This is a genomic window from Lautropia mirabilis, from assembly GCF_900637555.1.
In the GTDB taxonomy this organism is placed as follows: domain Bacteria; phylum Pseudomonadota; class Gammaproteobacteria; order Burkholderiales; family Burkholderiaceae_E; genus Lautropia; species Lautropia mirabilis.
On record NZ_LR134378.1, the window covers coordinates 239,020 to 254,801 of the forward strand.

13 protein-coding genes are annotated in these 15,782 nt (G+C 56.7%); 9 read left to right on the forward strand and 4 right to left on the reverse strand.

Annotated elements, in window-relative coordinates:
* Window positions 1-120: 120 nt before the first annotated feature.
* Window positions 121-390 (forward strand): BrnT family toxin, encoded by a 270-nt coding sequence (locus EL249_RS01005; protein WP_040530224.1) that lies wholly within the window; start codon window positions 121-123, stop codon window positions 388-390.
* Window positions 374-709, forward strand: a complete 336-nt coding sequence (locus tag EL249_RS01010) for a BrnA antitoxin family protein (RefSeq protein WP_005674927.1) — start codon at window positions 374-376, stop codon at window positions 707-709. The genes EL249_RS01005 and EL249_RS01010 overlap by 17 nt, the downstream gene beginning before the upstream one ends.
* A gap of 184 nt (window positions 710-893) precedes the next feature.
* Here EL249_RS01010 and EL249_RS01015 read toward each other — a convergent pair whose 3' ends face one another.
* Both EL249_RS01015 and EL249_RS01020 read right to left on the reverse strand, forming a co-directional pair.
* Window positions 894-1,835, reverse strand: a complete 942-nt coding sequence (locus EL249_RS01015; protein ID WP_005674926.1) for an RpnC/YadD family protein — start codon at window positions 1,833-1,835, stop codon at window positions 894-896.
* A 215-nt stretch (window positions 1,836-2,050) separates the two neighbouring features.
* Complete coding sequence (locus tag EL249_RS01020) at window positions 2,051-2,842, reverse strand: hypothetical protein (RefSeq protein ID WP_005674924.1); 792 nt, start codon at window positions 2,840-2,842, stop codon at window positions 2,051-2,053.
* A gap of 302 nt (window positions 2,843-3,144) precedes the next feature.
* Here EL249_RS01020 and EL249_RS01025 point away from each other — a divergent pair, with 302 nt between their 5' ends.
* The 3 genes from EL249_RS01025 (at window position 3,145) to EL249_RS01035 (ending at window position 8,059) form a co-directional block, all read left to right on the forward strand.
* Complete coding sequence (locus EL249_RS01025) at window positions 3,145-3,879, forward strand: hypothetical protein (RefSeq protein WP_005674923.1); 735 nt, start codon at window positions 3,145-3,147, stop codon at window positions 3,877-3,879.
* Between the two features lie 457 nt (window positions 3,880-4,336).
* Window positions 4,337-6,040, forward strand: a complete 1,704-nt coding sequence (locus tag EL249_RS01030; RefSeq protein WP_040530219.1) for a DUF262 domain-containing protein — start codon at window positions 4,337-4,339, stop codon at window positions 6,038-6,040.
* Between the two features lie 753 nt (window positions 6,041-6,793).
* Window positions 6,794-8,059: a DNA-processing protein DprA gene (locus EL249_RS01035; RefSeq protein WP_083799583.1), complete on the forward strand. Its 1,266-nt coding sequence runs from the start codon at window positions 6,794-6,796 to the stop codon at window positions 8,057-8,059.
* A gap of 88 nt (window positions 8,060-8,147) precedes the next feature.
* Here the strand turns inward: EL249_RS01035 and EL249_RS01040 are convergent, their stop codons facing one another.
* Window positions 8,148-8,843, reverse strand: a complete 696-nt coding sequence (locus EL249_RS01040; protein ID WP_126348025.1) for a ComF family protein — start codon at window positions 8,841-8,843, stop codon at window positions 8,148-8,150.
* 333 nt (window positions 8,844-9,176) lie between these two features.
* The gene (locus EL249_RS01045; protein WP_005674919.1) at window positions 9,177-9,692 is read right to left on the reverse strand and encodes a pilin; all 516 of its coding nucleotides are present in this window, start codon (window positions 9,690-9,692) and stop codon (window positions 9,177-9,179) included.
* Between the two features lie 488 nt (window positions 9,693-10,180).
* Between EL249_RS01045 and EL249_RS01050 the strand changes: the two genes are divergently transcribed.
* The 4 genes from EL249_RS01050 to EL249_RS01060 all read left to right on the forward strand — a co-directional run bounded on the left by EL249_RS01050 (window position 10,181) and on the right by EL249_RS01060 (window position 15,571).
* Window positions 10,181-11,086: an RpnC/YadD family protein gene (locus EL249_RS01050; RefSeq protein ID WP_005674918.1), complete on the forward strand. Its 906-nt coding sequence runs from the start codon at window positions 10,181-10,183 to the stop codon at window positions 11,084-11,086.
* A 373-nt stretch (window positions 11,087-11,459) separates the two neighbouring features.
* Complete coding sequence (locus EL249_RS13290) at window positions 11,460-13,202, forward strand: molybdopterin-dependent oxidoreductase (protein ID WP_005674917.1); 1,743 nt, start codon at window positions 11,460-11,462, stop codon at window positions 13,200-13,202.
* A 12-nt stretch (window positions 13,203-13,214) separates the two neighbouring features.
* Entirely contained in the window at window positions 13,215-14,195 is a 981-nt protein-coding gene (locus tag EL249_RS13295; protein ID WP_005674916.1) for a molybdopterin dinucleotide binding domain-containing protein, read from the forward strand.
* A 263-nt stretch (window positions 14,196-14,458) separates the two neighbouring features.
* The gene (locus EL249_RS01060; protein ID WP_126348026.1) at window positions 14,459-15,571 is read left to right on the forward strand and encodes a helix-turn-helix transcriptional regulator; all 1,113 of its coding nucleotides are present in this window, start codon (window positions 14,459-14,461) and stop codon (window positions 15,569-15,571) included.
* Window positions 15,572-15,782: the final 211 nt, after the last annotated feature.

Sequence of the window (15,782 nt, forward strand, 5' to 3'; positions counted from 1 at the left end):
GCCCCTTCTTGCTTCTCTCGATTTCCCTTGACTTTTCAATAACCTGTATCTAAAGTCAGTCAGGACGTTCTATCGTGCGCCCGTCCATAACACCCCAGCGACGGCAGCCGTTCATGAGAGATGAACTATTCCTTTGACCCCGCCAAGCAAGCCATCAACGTTGCCAAGCATGGAATTTTCTTCTCTGAGGCCATAGCATTCGACTGGGAAAAGGCTCTACTGCATCCAGACAACCGCCGCGCCTATGGAGAATCGCGTTTCGTTGCCATTGCCCCCATAGGCAGCCGTCTACACGTCATGGTTTTCACTCTCCGTGAAACCTCTGTACGGATCATCAGCTTGAGAAAAGCAAACCGTCGGGAGGCCAAGCACTATGCAGATCACCACTAAATCAGGACTGACCCTTCAGCTACCCAGCCTTGAAGAAGACGCCCAGATAAGCGCCGCCCTTGATGAAGAGAGTCCGGAACTGGAAGAATCGTTCTTCCAGCGGGCTGTTCCTGCCAAGGACATCCTTGGAAGCGACATGGTCTCATGGCTGAATGGCAAAGCTCCCACACCAGAGAACACCCCCCCGACAGGTGCGCATGGACCATTCATGGAGTCCATCCAGCTTTCATCGGATGTCATTGACGGATTCCGTGCCGCCGGCCCCGACTGGCGGAACCGCATTGAGCACATACTGCGCGAGTGGCTGGCAACGCATTGACGCCATGCCTCAGCCCACGCTGATGACGCTGGAAAACCTTGAGCCGATGAGTTCAGGAAGGTAGCTTCTGCGACCATGAAAGGGCTACTTAAAAGCCAGGTAGCTTGGGCGGAAGCTGCCATCAAAGGAAAGGGGTAGCCCCCACGAAGCCATCAGGGGTTCGTGACGGGATGCCCCTTTTCCGTTACTGCGTCCGAAACACCTCATCCATACTCCGGGCCGACAGCAGGTTGCGGCCCCAGCGCTTCAGCGTCTCCTCATCGGCCTGCTCCAGGCGCGCCTGCACGGCCTCATCCAGAGCACCGAAGCGCTCGGCCAGCAGATCGGCCAGAAGCCCGAGCTGTCCTTGCCGAAGCCCCTTCTGCAGCCCTTGCTGCAAGCCCTGCTGCAACCCCTTCTGCACGCCCCGCTGCTCACCCTGATCCAGCAGTCGCTCGCTCCACTGCATCATCTGCGCATCCTCCGTTACGTAAAGTTCTCTATACCGCCGCCTCTCATCCTCGTCAAGCGCACCATAAGCTTCCACGAAGTCGATGTACTTCCGCTGCCTTTCCCAGCTGGACTCCAGCGTCATGAGCCCGCGCACGGCATGGCCATAGGCGTGTATTCGCTGGCCCTTCCCCAAGCGCATGTTCACCAGGTTAAGGCGAGCCACAATGTTCTGGCTGTTCAGATGGTCTTCCACCGGGATCTCCGGCAGCACACAGGCAATGTAGTGAAAATCCAGATAGCACTGCTGATCACTGCCCATGCGCAGCTGGCGAGCAATCGAAGCCCCACTACGCAGGAAGATGACCACCGGTACCACCCGGTCGGTGTCATAGAACTCGCCAATGGCCAGACAGTAGGACGCCAGCTTGCGGATGGAAAAACGTGCCGGATCCGTCTGCTCTTCCACCACGAACAGCAGCGCCTCTCGCCTGCCATCTGGCCATTCGGCCAGCAGTGGCACATCCAGCTCGAAGAAGCGATCTCCTAGTCTGTCCTTGGGCAACTCTTCCCGCACCGAGCGGATGACAACATCAGGCGGCAAGGCCTTTGCCTCTTCCGGCGCAGAAAAGGCCAACGCCTGCAAGGGATAGTCAAGAATCAGGTTCTTGAAGTTCTGGTCATGGCTCATGGGCATGATGGAAACCCCGAGAGATTGTCCCCGTACCGCCGACCCACGCCCCTTCAGCGAAGGCATGCGCAAGCGCTACGGCCACGCCATAATACTGTCATTACATACAGCACTCAACCATCGCGCCAAACTTTCCAAGAAGCTGTCAAGAACACCGGCGGCCCCATGCCTCGTTCAACGCCACACGGAGCCGGTAAAGCACCCCAGCCATCAAAAGCGCATCAACCAAGCCAGGGAATCCACTCAGGCTCCACCCCTCGCCACTTGTTCGGTCGCTCATCTTCAGCCGTCACGCCCCGAAGCCGGATGACCGCTTGCGGCTCACCATACGCCAGAGCAATGTCCACAACCCGCATGAGCCGGCCACGAAAGGACATGAAGTGTAGGTTATTGCTGTACACCGCATGTTCCATCTGCTTAAGCAGCTGCTCATTCATGTACCGGCGTCGTGAGTTTCCGGGACGATCCATGAACTCCAGCACGACGCCAACACTTCCTGGACAAGGATCCCTATCCGTGAACAGAAGGAAATCGGGCACATGCAAGACGCCCTCCCGCCTGTCATGTGCCTTCTGCTCCTCAATCGATCGAAGCCTTTCCTCTTCCCTCTCTATCAGCTTGAACATGTACTCTTTCGTGCAGTTCTGACAGTACATGGTCTCGCCCGGCTCCGTGCCCTTCAGCCACACAATCCCTTTCTGATCAGAGTACTCAATCCAGTCACACGGCGTGGATGATCCTCCCAACGACGGGATACAACAGTCCTTCCAGACCTTCTTCCCCCGGCGTTTCACCACGGGCTGAACACCATACCGCTCCCACCGTGACAGGATGAGCATGATGTCCAGATCATTCATCGCCCCATCCCGAAACAGATGTTCGTCAAACCAGATGGGGCCACTGCCCACGGCGCCCCGGTGATCCAGCAGGCACTGCACCAGCCCGCCCGGATACTTCTTTCGGATCACGCTGAACGGAACAATGAAATTGATGCATTCGAGTGCAACAGCCATGAGATCGCTCCTCCATGTCAGGCCAGCCTCTATGGCGAAGCATTCTGAAACAATGGGTCCAGGTTGTGCATGACTGCCGACAGAAGGAACATGGACCCGGACCTGCGACAAGAACAGCGCCCTACCCGGCGTGTGTAGAGCAGCCGGTGATCGGCAGAGCTCGCCCGGCTAGCCGCATGCCTGCACACCCGCAACCAGCGGCATGACAGCATCGCCCCCAAGGCCCGATCCGTCCAGCACCAAAGCCTCTTCCCAAGCCTCTTCCCAAGGGGCTAATCCGCCGCCCCGGCAATCACGCTGCCATGAACCTGCCCGTAGCTTCCATCCTGGTACTGCTCTACACCCTGGTGGCATGGGTCTGCGTGTGGAACATCATCGTCAACCGAAGAGCAGACGCAGACGAACCCGCCCTTCACACCCACCTCATCGGCATCATCCTGGGCGCTGTCGCTGCCTTGGGCATTTTCCTCATTGGCGCCACCACCGCTCTACCCATCAAGAACGATGAATTGAACCCGTCCATGAACGTCCTGGGTCGCTTCATCCTGCTCCTCTACATCTGCACTCTGGGCGGATCTCGTAACCAGAACCTCGCCACAGCACTGAAGACCACACTGAACTTCGTGCTGGTCCGCATCCATCCCCCCAGTGCGCAGATCCGCCGGACCCCGCAGGAAAGCCACAGCCATCAGCCCCTCCAGTCCCCGGTTGAAAAACGGCTTGGCATGAGTCCCGGACGGTTCTTTGATGAACGGATCGGGGATCACACCCAGCTATGGGTCGCCCTTCTTGCCCTGGGCATATGGGGATACACGCTTCATGCAATAAGCCATATCCGCGATATAGGCACAACAGAAATGATCCTGACCGCCGGCCTGTCCCTGATCGGCATCGGGGGCATGTTCTTTATCGCGCTATGCATTCAGCCGCTACTCTACCTGATCGCCATCATCATGTTGCCCTTAGCAGCACTCAGCGTCCTGGTCGAGACGGTGCTGCGGATCTTTTTCAACAGGCCTTATGATCCTTGGTTGTGATTAGTTCGGTTAACTTCGCCACCGACGATGAGTGCATGGATACACCATGAGCGCGAGACACTCGGAGACATAAGATTCTTACCCTCCAAAAAGCAAAATATATACACCGAAATCAAAGACCAAGAAGACTCTTGTTATTACCACTTTGCTATTACAAAAAGCTTGATGATCCCCCCCCGGGTGACCTGACGTTTTGTCTTCATACATGCACGAGCCCCAAGATCTAAGCCTCATGAAAAGCTCTACTACCTGGAAAGGCCAGTGAGCTATCGCGGCGGCCTAGCATGCCTTTCATAACCACAGTTCGACCGTCTGTCATCAAAGATGCTATACACGGTCTATGCGTGATAGGTTAAACAACGTCAACATGAGCTCTAACAGCGTTTGGCCCAAGACCCAGGCGCCCTGCCCAACATGGTTCGTCAAGTCCCGACACTCCCATCTCAAAGGATATAAAATGCCAAAGACTCTTGAAGCCCAAGACAAATTAATTCGGGAAATATTTGAAGGGAACTACCAGTTTGAGATCCCGGAGTATCAACGTCCATATGCATGGACCACCGACCAAACCACAGAGCTCTTCGATGATCTCTACGCCGCGATGGTGGATTCCCGTTCATCAAACGCAGCAATACAGTACTTCCTTGGCAGCATTGTTCTAATCAAGAACGACAGAGATCCAAAATCATCTGTTGTGGACGGCCAACAGCGACTATCCACATTGACCATCATGCTTGCCGTTCTCCGTGATGCCATGCCGGACGCAACGGACGATATAACCGAATTTCTGTACAAAAAAGGGAAAATAAGCCTTGGAGAGAAGAACCAATATCGCCTCACTGCACGCGAGGAAGACGCCGACTTCTTCAGAACCTACATTCAGGAGCCTGGCGGCATAACAAAACTCATACAAACCAGTGACATCCTCCGAGACAGCCGACTTCGCTACCGAGAAAATGCCGCTCTTCTGCGAGAAAAGATCTTCGCCCTGCCCGACCAAGAGCGCAATGAACTATGGCGATTCATCGCAAACCATTGCTCATTGGTTGTTATTTCCACGCCAGATCTTGACTCCGCTTATCGAATCTTCTCGGTACTAAACAATCGAGGCCTTGACCTTGCACCCATTGACATCCTGAAAGCCAACATTCTTGGCCAAATTCGAAAGACAAAGAATGAGGCACTGAGAAGAGAGTACGCCAAGAAATGGAGCGGAATAGAACTGGCACTTGGACGAGAGGCATTCGGAGAACTCTTCAGTCACATCCGAAGCATCTACGCAAAAAGAAAGCAAAAGCAAACCCTGATCAAGGAATTCCTAGAACACGTCACGGAAAGCAATAACCCACAGGAGCTTATAGACAACGTCATCATACCTTATGCAAGGATATGGGAATTTGTTCGCAGCTCAGAATTTGAATCAAAAAGAAATGCCGACAAGATCAACGAGTACCTGAGCTACCTAAATCGCGCAAACTTCAAGGACTGGGTTCCACCAACCTTGCTGTACTTCAAGACCTTTGAACAAAACGCTGAGTTTCTTGAAAGATTCCTTCTTCTTGTGGAGCGACTCACCTATTTCATGATTGTCACCCGAGTCAACATCTATGAACGCATAGAAAGCTTCGCCGCCCTCAGCAAGGAGATCGAAGCAAAAGGCTTTGATGGAGACCCCGACAAGCTATCCACACTTAGTCTGGATAACGCACAAAAGCGGGACTTCATTGACCATCTGAACGGAGACATCTATCGAAAATTAGCTCCAGATAGAATGAGCATCATGCTACGGCTAGAATCACTGGTCAGCGACGGCAGCAAGAAACTCGTCTTTAACCACCTTACTCTGGAACATGTCTTGCCCCAAAACCCCGGAAAAGGGAGTGACTGGGACAAGTACTTCCCAAGCGAAAGTGAGCGCGAGTACTGGACGCATCGACTGGCCAATCTCGTCCCGCTTCACACAAGAAAGAACCCTGCAGCAGGAAACTTCGATTTCTCAAAGAAGAAAAAGATCTACCTCCAAGGCAAGGGCGGCGCAACCCCGTTTGTACTGACCCAAGAAGTCGGACGCTCCCGAATCTGGACACCAAAAGTTCTTGAAAGGCGACAGAAACGCCTACTTGATGCATTCAAGGCCCACTGGGAATTGACAATTCTCTGATTAAAAACCCAACCTGGAAAGCACAAATCTCATTAATGACAACCCCTCACGTAAGGGGTTGTCGTCAACCAGATCAGTGCCAGCACAGAACAACCAACGAATACAATAGAGCCAAGATCCAGTTCATAAAATGCCACCCTAAACTAGGTCATTGCGCAAGCAGCAAACACAAATCGCAAACCACGTTGACCCAAAAACATCTAGAATCGACAAACCCTCATTCAACACGGACCAGGAAAGACTCTATCTAATTAGACACTCCACAAGCCCGGATGATAAAGTAAATAAATATACGCCATGACCTTATCAGAAGTAGACTATTACCGGAAGGCTATCCCTTCAATCAAGGAACAAAGACATCAGCTTTTCTGACGATCTGGTTTAGGACTTCTCCATGATGATGCTGGGATGGATGTCTCCGTATCACCCACTTCATGACCCTTGGCCTAGACCACGTCACTCATGTCTACTTCATACTCAGCGAATAGCTTATCTGCCACTATGATCATTCCGTCCAGGATGTCATCATGACACCTAGAAAAGATCAGAGCATAGAGCAATGGGAAACGGTACTCTTCAGGCGCATAGCACCAGCAAATTGCCAGTTCTCACGCCCCAACACCACATGCGCCCCAACTAACCCGGTCGATAATAAGGTTAACGCTGTACACTGATCGAAGCCGTATGACCGCTTAGCAAGGGTAGAAGTGCTTAGGACTCCTCCATGACGCTCTCCTGAACAGGACCTGACGAATGCTCCACTCCCTCTCTGCCAACACCCGAGCAATTCTGCTATTGACAGCCCCGCTCATCGTCGGGCGTAGTACGACATCCCCGGATCTACTGGCTCCTCGTGAGTACAAACGCCTTGCCCGCCGTCTGATAGAGATCCAACACGAGCCAGCGGATCTAATGGCGCCCATTGCGGACAATCTCATACAGGCCTGCGGATCTGTCATCGAGGAAGCACGATTGAAAAGCCTTCTGGGACGCACCTCTCTTCTGAATCAGGCTATCGAACGGTGGCAAGCTCACGACATCTGGGTAATCAGTCGCGCAGACGGAGCGTATCCCCGTCGACTGAAGAAGCGACTGCGAGAGGACGCACCAGCAATCATCTATGGCTGTGGAGACATACCCTTACTGGACTCCGGGGGGCTCGCAGTAGTTGGCTCTCGTCATGCGGACGACGAATTGACAGAGTACGCGACCAAGGTTGGCCGCTTGGCAGCTAACGCGAGAAAGACGCTCGTATCAGGCGGAGCCAGGGGTATTGACAAATCAGCCATGCTTGGTGCAATCAATGCAGGGGGAAAGGTCATTGGAGTACTCGCGGACAGCCTGGAAAGAAAGGTAGTAGATTGCGATAGCCACAACATGCTTCGTGAAGGGAATCTAGTTCTGATCTCCCCCTACGATCCCAATGCGGGGTTCAATATCGGCAACGCCATGCAGCGTAACAAGCTGATCTATGCACTATCAGACGCAGCCCTGGTTGTCAGCTCCGATCTAAAGAAAGGCGGAACCTGGGCTGGCGCCATCGAACAACTGGAGAAACTCAAGTTTGTTCCCATATACGTTCGATCCACAGGGAGCACTTCAACTGGGCTTGATACATTGCGAAACAAGGGAGCGCTCCCATGGCCAAATCCGCAAGACACTGACGCGTTTAACGCCATTCTCGCGACAGCTCCGTCCTGTCTGCGAGTTTCTCAACAAGCAAGTCTTCCGCTTTTTTCTGAAGAAATGGCAGAGGCTGCGTCGACTCAGCTCTCCCACACGGAGGCAGAATCTGACGCAAGCCACCAGATCGCAACAAATCCCCCGACACCAGCAGACACATTGTTCACTACGGTCCGGGGAGTGCTTCAGTCAATACTGAAATCACCGATGAAGGATACAGAGGTTGCCTCCGCACTAAATGTTTCAAAAGCCCAGGCTAGATCTTGGCTACAACGTCTCTCGGACGAAGGTTTGATAGAGAAGCGAAAAAACCCGACCGCCTACGTTCTCAAGTAATTAAGTCTATTCTATTTAGCCATGGAGTCCTTCGCAGCCCCTGAAGGACCCCATGACGAGGTTTTCCGATTCTACGTTGTCGGCACGTTCACGCGCCCTGCGATCTCAGAGAAAACTCAAGGTCGGCAGCATGTCGGTCTGATCTGACCAGATCGAAACTCTCGGGAATGGAACTCCAATCCGGACGATCATCGACAAATCCACATGTAGCCACCACGGCAACGAAGATCCGTCCGACATATCGACTGCTGCGCAGCCATTCGCATGCCACCTCCAGCGTGGCACGGCTACGGCACACGTCGTCGACAAGGATCACGTCATGCCTGCCTCGCGGAATACGTGACTCGTCGACCCAGAATGAGTCACGAAGGAAGTCAAGTTTCGCCTTCTTGGTGTCGATGTTCTTTATTTGATTGCCATCACATCTCTTCCCCAGAAATCCCTGCAGCAACTTGAAGCCCTTTACCTTGGCCAGATGGCGAGAGATCTCCGTTACTGGCTGCCAGTCTCGCGCCATGGAGGGAGGCATTGGCACAACGTAAGGCGTACTGCCACCAAACCTGGACAGAATTGAACCTGCCAACTGCTCCGCAATGGGCATAGCTGCCTCTCTTTCGTGACTGTACTTCAGTCGATAGATGAGATCACCAGCCTGTGTGCGCGTTTTCCCCCAGAACTTCTTTGCGCTATTGACGCCTGGTCTCCAGAGCACCTGGCTATATTGATCCATGGCGTAACCATCATCCCATTGCCCACCAACAATCTTTCTGACTTCGGTCTTCATGATGACCTTCCCTTGTGATGATTGCCTTTCAAAGCTCATTGCATGGATGAGCCACCGTCTCCCTGGTCGGCAACATGATGACTGGCGCTTATGCCACCACGTCATCACACAAGATTCAGATTCATCTACAGGAAGCTGCCCCTTTTTCGAAGTACATCTTGGCATTCCTGTTTTTCCCGGTCAGCCCTGTATTCAAAGGCAGACATCGGGATATTCTGCAACTTCTGACCCTGCTTGTAGAAACACCCGCCAACTCACGCCAGCGGGTGTTCGTTCTTTTTCAGCCCATCCGAGTCATACCACAACCCGGATCTCAATCAGACTACTGTCTGATTAGCGGCACTCGGCAGGGGCAAAGCGCGTCGGCAGCGTCGGAGACAGGGCTCCGGTAATCGTAACAGGAGACGCTACACCGTTAGCACGGCAACGCCATTGGATGGCATCCTGAACCGGGCTGAATGCTTTAGTACCGTCCGGCAGACCATTCGCACCAGCAAACGGAGTCAGAACCAGAAGGTTCTCGGTCTTGGCGGCGACACGAGTACGATACGTGATCGAGATTTCGCCGGTAGCCGGCGTAATCGTCACCTGATCAACGTTGGTGGACTTGCTGGGCGGGTTATAGCCCGTGCCATACCCGGTCGTCACGGCATCATTCTGACCACCAGCAGCAAGCTCTGCCACGTTCAGCTTGGCAGCAGCAGCCAGCGACAGGCCTTCCGACACGCGAGCGCGGATCGTGTAGTCCTGGTAAGCCGGGATGGCCACGGCGGCCAGAATACCGATGATCGCCACGACGATCATCAGCTCGATCAGGGTGAAACCTTTTTGAACCTGTTTCAGCATCATGTTTGGACTCCTTGTCCAATGAGGTGAGGATGTGTTCGGGTTTCGCCTGGTGGCTGGCCCGGTCGCTTTTCACTTCGACACCCACCCTGTAGCGAGTGCCGTGCCAGCGCATGGCAACGGCATCTCTGGCCCGACAAGTGGCGGACCCTGTTCCGGCCCGTGACGGAGTCCACGGTCAGCGGACGCAGCTTGCCGTCCGGCCTGTCGTGGTCGGTCGTTGTTGGGCAGCCACAGGTGCCGTGGGGTGACGTATTGCGTCAGGGGGTGACGCAGAGGGGCAGGTTAGAGGTGGGCAGATCTGAACGTCCACAGCATGTCGCTGCATTGGACACATTCCAAGATAGCTACTGTTCCCTCTTGATAACTGTATAAAAAATCAGTATTCTGCGATTGTGCCCTTAAGCCACGGCTTGATGCCATGGGGCATCAGCTCACAGCCCTTCTTCCCTGCGGCTTTGCATGAAAGCACCTGCTTCAGAGCTCATCTCATGTCCACATCCCACGATCAGAACTTCAAGAATCTGATCATCGATTACCCCCGTCAGGCGCTGGCTTTCTTCGCCCCCACCGAGGCTGCCAGCCTGCCGCCCGACGTGAAGATCACCTACATCCGGCAAGAGCTACCCAAGGACCGACTGGGCGATCGTTTCTTCGAGATGGATGTTCCGCTTCTGGTGGAATGGCCCAACGGCCAGCGTGAGGCCCTGCTCTTCATCGTCGAAGAGGAAACGAAACCCGGCCTCTTCTCCATCCATCGACTGGCCATCTACTGTCTCACGCTGGCTGAATTCTCAAAGACGGAGCGCGTGGTTCCGGTGGTCATCTTCCTGCGCGGCAGCACAGACATTCCGCGCGACCTGCATCTGGGCAGTGAACAGGGCAGCTACCTGGACTTCCGATACATCGCCTGCGTTCTGCCCGAGATCCCGCTACACGAACACCTGGACAGCGACAACCTGGTGGCTCGGCTGAATCTCGTGAACATGCAGTACAGCCCCAGCCAACGCATACACGCCTACGGCCACTCCATCCGCGGGTTGATGACACTGGAAAGCAATCCATCTAAGCACTTGAAATACATGAACTTTATCGACAACTACTGCACACTTGACGATACTGAGAAACAGCGGTATAGAGAACTTTACAAAGCGGAGGACGCCCAGATGATGCAATGGACAGAGCGGGTCAAGAACGAAGGTCGGCAGGAAGGCCTGCTGGAAGGCAGGCTGGAAGGGCGCCTGGAAACATTGGCCGACCTGGTATCGATGCGCTTCGGGCCCATGGACGCGACCACCCAGGCCCTCATGCACGCCGCCGACGACGAAACCCTGAAGCGCTGGACACGGAACGTGCTCACCGCCCAGACGCTGGAAGAAGTCTTCCGGATTCAGTAAGAGAACATCGGCCAGCAATCCGGCCGTATCAGGGTAGCCCCTCAAGCCCCTGCCCCTGCCCCTGCCCCTGCCGCAAGCCAAGCCAAGCCAAGCCAAGCCAAGCCAAGCCAAGCCAAAAATTAATTATCAACCCCGAACAGGAATCATCCTGCAACCGCTGGCGCTATACCCAAAATAAATAACGAATCGCGCCTTTAAATCCGTCTGCAGACGGAGCTTTCGATTATACAACGCCCTCCTTGATTTCGTTGATTCTTGTCAAGAGCCATGCGTTTTTGCAGATGATTCACTGCTTTACGACCTCCTGCCGGTCCTGCTCTTTTGTTATGGTGAGCACTGCTCTCCCTCTTTCATAACAATTAGGACAAGCACCATGAGCACCACAAGACGGCAATGGTTGAAGACGGGCGCAACGGGCGCTGCGGGGCTGGCTGCAGGCAGCCTGCTGCCGGGCGCGCTGAAGGATGTCATGGCGGCCGAAGCCGCCGAAGGAGCCGCCGGCGCAGAAGCGGCTGCCAAGGCAGCATCAAGTGCACCTGGCTCGGCCACTTTCACCGGGGAGGTGGCGCACGCCACGCACTATGGCCCGTTCATTGGCACGGTGAAGAACGGCCGGCTGGAAAAGGTGGTGCCGCAGGTCTCGGACAAGCGCCCTACCCCGATGCTGACGGAAGGGGTCATTGCCCGCACGTATGACAAGACGCGCGTTGCGGGCCCCATGGTGCGCAAGTCGTATCTGGAAGGTTTTCGCACGGGCAAGACGAAGCCGGAGCTGCGAGGCAAGGAACCGTTCGTGCAGGTGAGCTGGGATGTGGCACTGGGCCTCACGGCCAAGGCCATTCTGGACACGATCGAGAAGCACGGCAACGAGGGCTGCTTCAGCTCTTCGTATGGCGGCTGGTCGCACGCGGGCATTTTCCGGCCCAACGTGCTGCAGGGGCGTTTCTTCAACCTGCTGGGCGGCTCATCCATGACGTCGGGTGACTACTCGGCAGGTGCAGGCCAAATCATCATGCCGCTGGTGCTGGGTGACCTGGAGGTGTATTCGGCCCAGACCAGCTGGGAACAGGTGGCCAAGCACACCGAGGTGCTGGTGTTCATCGGCAGCGATCCGAACAAGAACAACCGCATCGAATACACGGTGGCCGATCACGAGATGTTCCCGAACTGGGAGGCCATCCGCAAGGCCGGCGTGAAGTGCATTTCCATCAATCCGCAACGCACCACGACCGATGAGGTGATGGACGCGGAATGGGTGCCGATCATTCCGAACACGGACACGGCACTCTTCCTGGCCATGAGCCATCATCTGCTGGTGACGAATCGCTGGAACCGTGATTTCGTGCAGCAGTACACGGTGGGCTTCGACCGTTTCCGCGCCTATCTGGAAGGCAAGGACGCAGACGGCACGCCGGCCAAGACGCCGGAATGGGCCAGCCGCATCACGGGCATTCCGGCCGCGCGCATCCGGCAGCTGGCGGATCTCTTTGCCTCGAAGCGTACGCAGCTTGCGGGCTCCTGGGCCATCCAGCGCGCGCACCATGGCGAGATGCCGTATTGGGCCATCGTGAACTTTGCCTGCATGCTGGGCAACATTGGCCTGCCGGGCCAGGGTGTGGGCTTTTCCTGGCACTATGGTGGCGGCGGCACGCCGCAGTCGGGCGCCACACCGCCCACGGGGCTTTCGCAGGGCCGCAATGCGGTCAAGAAGATCTGCCCGGCCTCGCGCATTTCCGAGATGCTGAACAACCCCGGCAAGGAGTTCACCCACAACGGCAGCCGCTACACCTATCCGCTGGTGAAGCTGATCTACAACGCCGGCAACAACTTCATGTCGCACCAGCAGGACCTGAACGAGCTGATCCGTGCGCTGCAGAAGGTGGACACGGTGGTGGTGCAGGACTGCTGGTGGACGGCTTCCACGCGCTGGGCCGACATCGTGCTGCCTGCCACCACGACGGTGGAGCGCAACGACATTTCCTCGGGCGGCACCTACAACATCAACAAGTTCTACGCGATGAAGCAGGTCATCGCTCCGCAGGGTGATGCACTGGACGATTTCGAGATCTTCCGGCGGCTGGCCGAGCTGTGCGGTGTGGAGCTGGGCTTCACCTAAGGGCTGGAGCCGATGGATTATGTCCAGGCTGCCTATGAGAACAGTTCGGCCGCGAAGCTCATGCCTTTCGAGGAATTCTGGGAGAAAGGCGTGGTCACGCTTCCCACGCCGGAAGCGGCCCACAGCTGGGTGCGGCACGGGGACTTCCGCGCCGATCCGGTGAAGAATCCGCTGCACACGCCCTCGGGCCGCATCGAGATGTATTCGGCCACCATCGAGAAGATGAATCTGCCGGACTGCCCGCCGATGCCCAAGTGGCTGGAGCCGGGCGAGTACCTGGGCAACGCGAAGGAGGGGCAGGTGCACGTGGTCAGCCCGCACCCGTACATGCGACTGCACTCGCAGATGGCCAACGCCGAGCCGCTGCGCAAGACCTATGCGGTGCAGACCCGCGAGCCGTTGCTCATCAACACGCAGGACGCCAAAAAGCGCGGCATCCGCGATGGCGATCTGGTGGAGCTGTACAACGAGCGGGGCGCGCTGGTGGTAGGCGCCCGGGTGTCCGACCGCATCATGCCCGGGGTTGTCAGCATCTATGAGGGCGCCTGGCCGCAACTGGACAGCAAGGGCCGCTGCAACAACGGTCTGGTGAACTTCATCACGTCCAGCCGGCCAGCCAGCGGGCTCACGCAGGCCACCACGGCAAACACCTGCCTGGCCAGCCTGCGCAAGTGCACCGACGCCGATCCGGGTGGCAGCAAGGCCTACCAGGCACCGCAGATCATCCAGAAGACCGACCTGAAGATCGACGAAGACGTGTTCGGCCTGGAACGTGCAGCGGCACTGCGCGAGAAAGCCTTGGCATCGATGTCGCCAGGCGAGAAAATCTTCTACCAGCGCTGCACGGTCTGCCACGGCCCGCGCGATCCGGCACAGTTCACGCCGCGCCAGTGGCAAGGCATCACGCAGAGCATGTTCCCCCGCGCGGGGCTGAACGAGGAAGAGAAGAAACTCGTGCGTGAGTTCCTGATGCAGAACGCCAAGCCGGAGTGACGCCATGAAGTCCCGGCCCCTCCTCCAGGGGTCGGCGCTTCGTGATCCTTCCTGCTGATCCGTCAGGAAACAGGCCGCCTGGGATGAATGTCCCCGGCGGCCTTTGTGCGTCTGAAGGCCCCAAAGAGCATGACCCACCTGACAATAACAGTAGCTTGCCAACGAGAACAACCCGGCGAACTTACGGTCTGCGCGACAATGGCACACACCCGTAACCGGATCGGCTGGCAGAATCCCGGCGTATCGGACAAAGAGACCGCATCATGTCATCACAAGTAACCGGCATGGGGCACGATGGCATGGGCGCCCCGCCCGGCCCGGAAGGCCTCATCCCCCAGGATGAGGCGTTTTCCAGCGGCCCACTGCTGACGCACTATCTGCAGCACCTATTGTGGTGGTTCCGCGAGGGGGTGGAGCCGGTGATGGCGGTGGAGGGCCATGCGGGGCGTGCCAGCGTGGGCACGCAGACGCCCTGGCTGCAGGGGCACATCGGGGTTCAGGTATTCGAGAGCGGCATTCTGGCCGCCGATGCCACGGGATCGCTGGCCCTGCCCTACCGGTCACGCTATGAGGAACATCACTACGCCCCGCATGTGGCCCTCACGCTGAAGATGAGTGGTGGCATGAGCTGGACGGACCTGCGCGGGCATGAGCATCATCACCCGGGGGTTCAGGAGCTGTGGTTCCAGACCGGCATGATGGAATGGCAGCACAGCACGATCCACGCCGGGCCGTGGTCGTATTGCCATGTGTCGATGCAGGCGCCGGTGCTGGAGCGCTGGCTGGCCGATGATGTCCTGGCCGACGATGCCCGCCGGCTGCTGGAGCAATGTCTGCAGCCACGCCCCCGGGGCACGGGGGCCATCCGCATCAGCAGTCTGCCCGACGCCATGCTGCAGCCGATGCAGCAGCTGCACGCGCTGCTGTCCACGCCCGGCATGCTGATGGCCGTGCCGCTGGCGCAGCAGCTTCAGGTGGAGGGGCTGGTGCTGATGCTGCTGGGCCAATGGCTGGGTCTGCCGCCCCAGCCCTTGAAGCGCCGGCAGGGACAATGGCGACGCGCGGTGGATGACGCCATCGACATCATCCAGGCGGAATACGGTACCGAACTGTCCATCAGCAAACTGGCCTGGCGGGTAGGCACCAACGAATGCTATCTGAAGCAGGGTTTCCGGGAGCGTCTGGGCATGGGTGTGGCCACCTTTGTGCGCCTTCAGCGAATGAAGGTGGCGCTGGCCTTGCTGGAGGAAGGCCGCCATTCGGTGAAGGAGATTGCCCATTACGTGGGCTACAGAAGCCTGGGGCATTTCTCGCAGGCTTTCCGGGCGGTGCATGGCCATCTGCCCTCGCAGGTGCGCGGGCGGAACCGGTCGTGAGGCTGGCCCTAGGGATCCTCTGAACAAGTCCCCGCGGCCGTCGCATCCCCGGAGAGGCTGCCAGCGTCATGCGATTTACTAATATATAAATAAAAAATCAGCGCTTGCCGTAACGCCATCACGCCCCGAGCAGGACACTCACTGCTCAAGAAGCCATATCCAGGAAACACGCTGACCAGAAAATGCCCCGCTCAGGCGGCTCCCTGAGCAA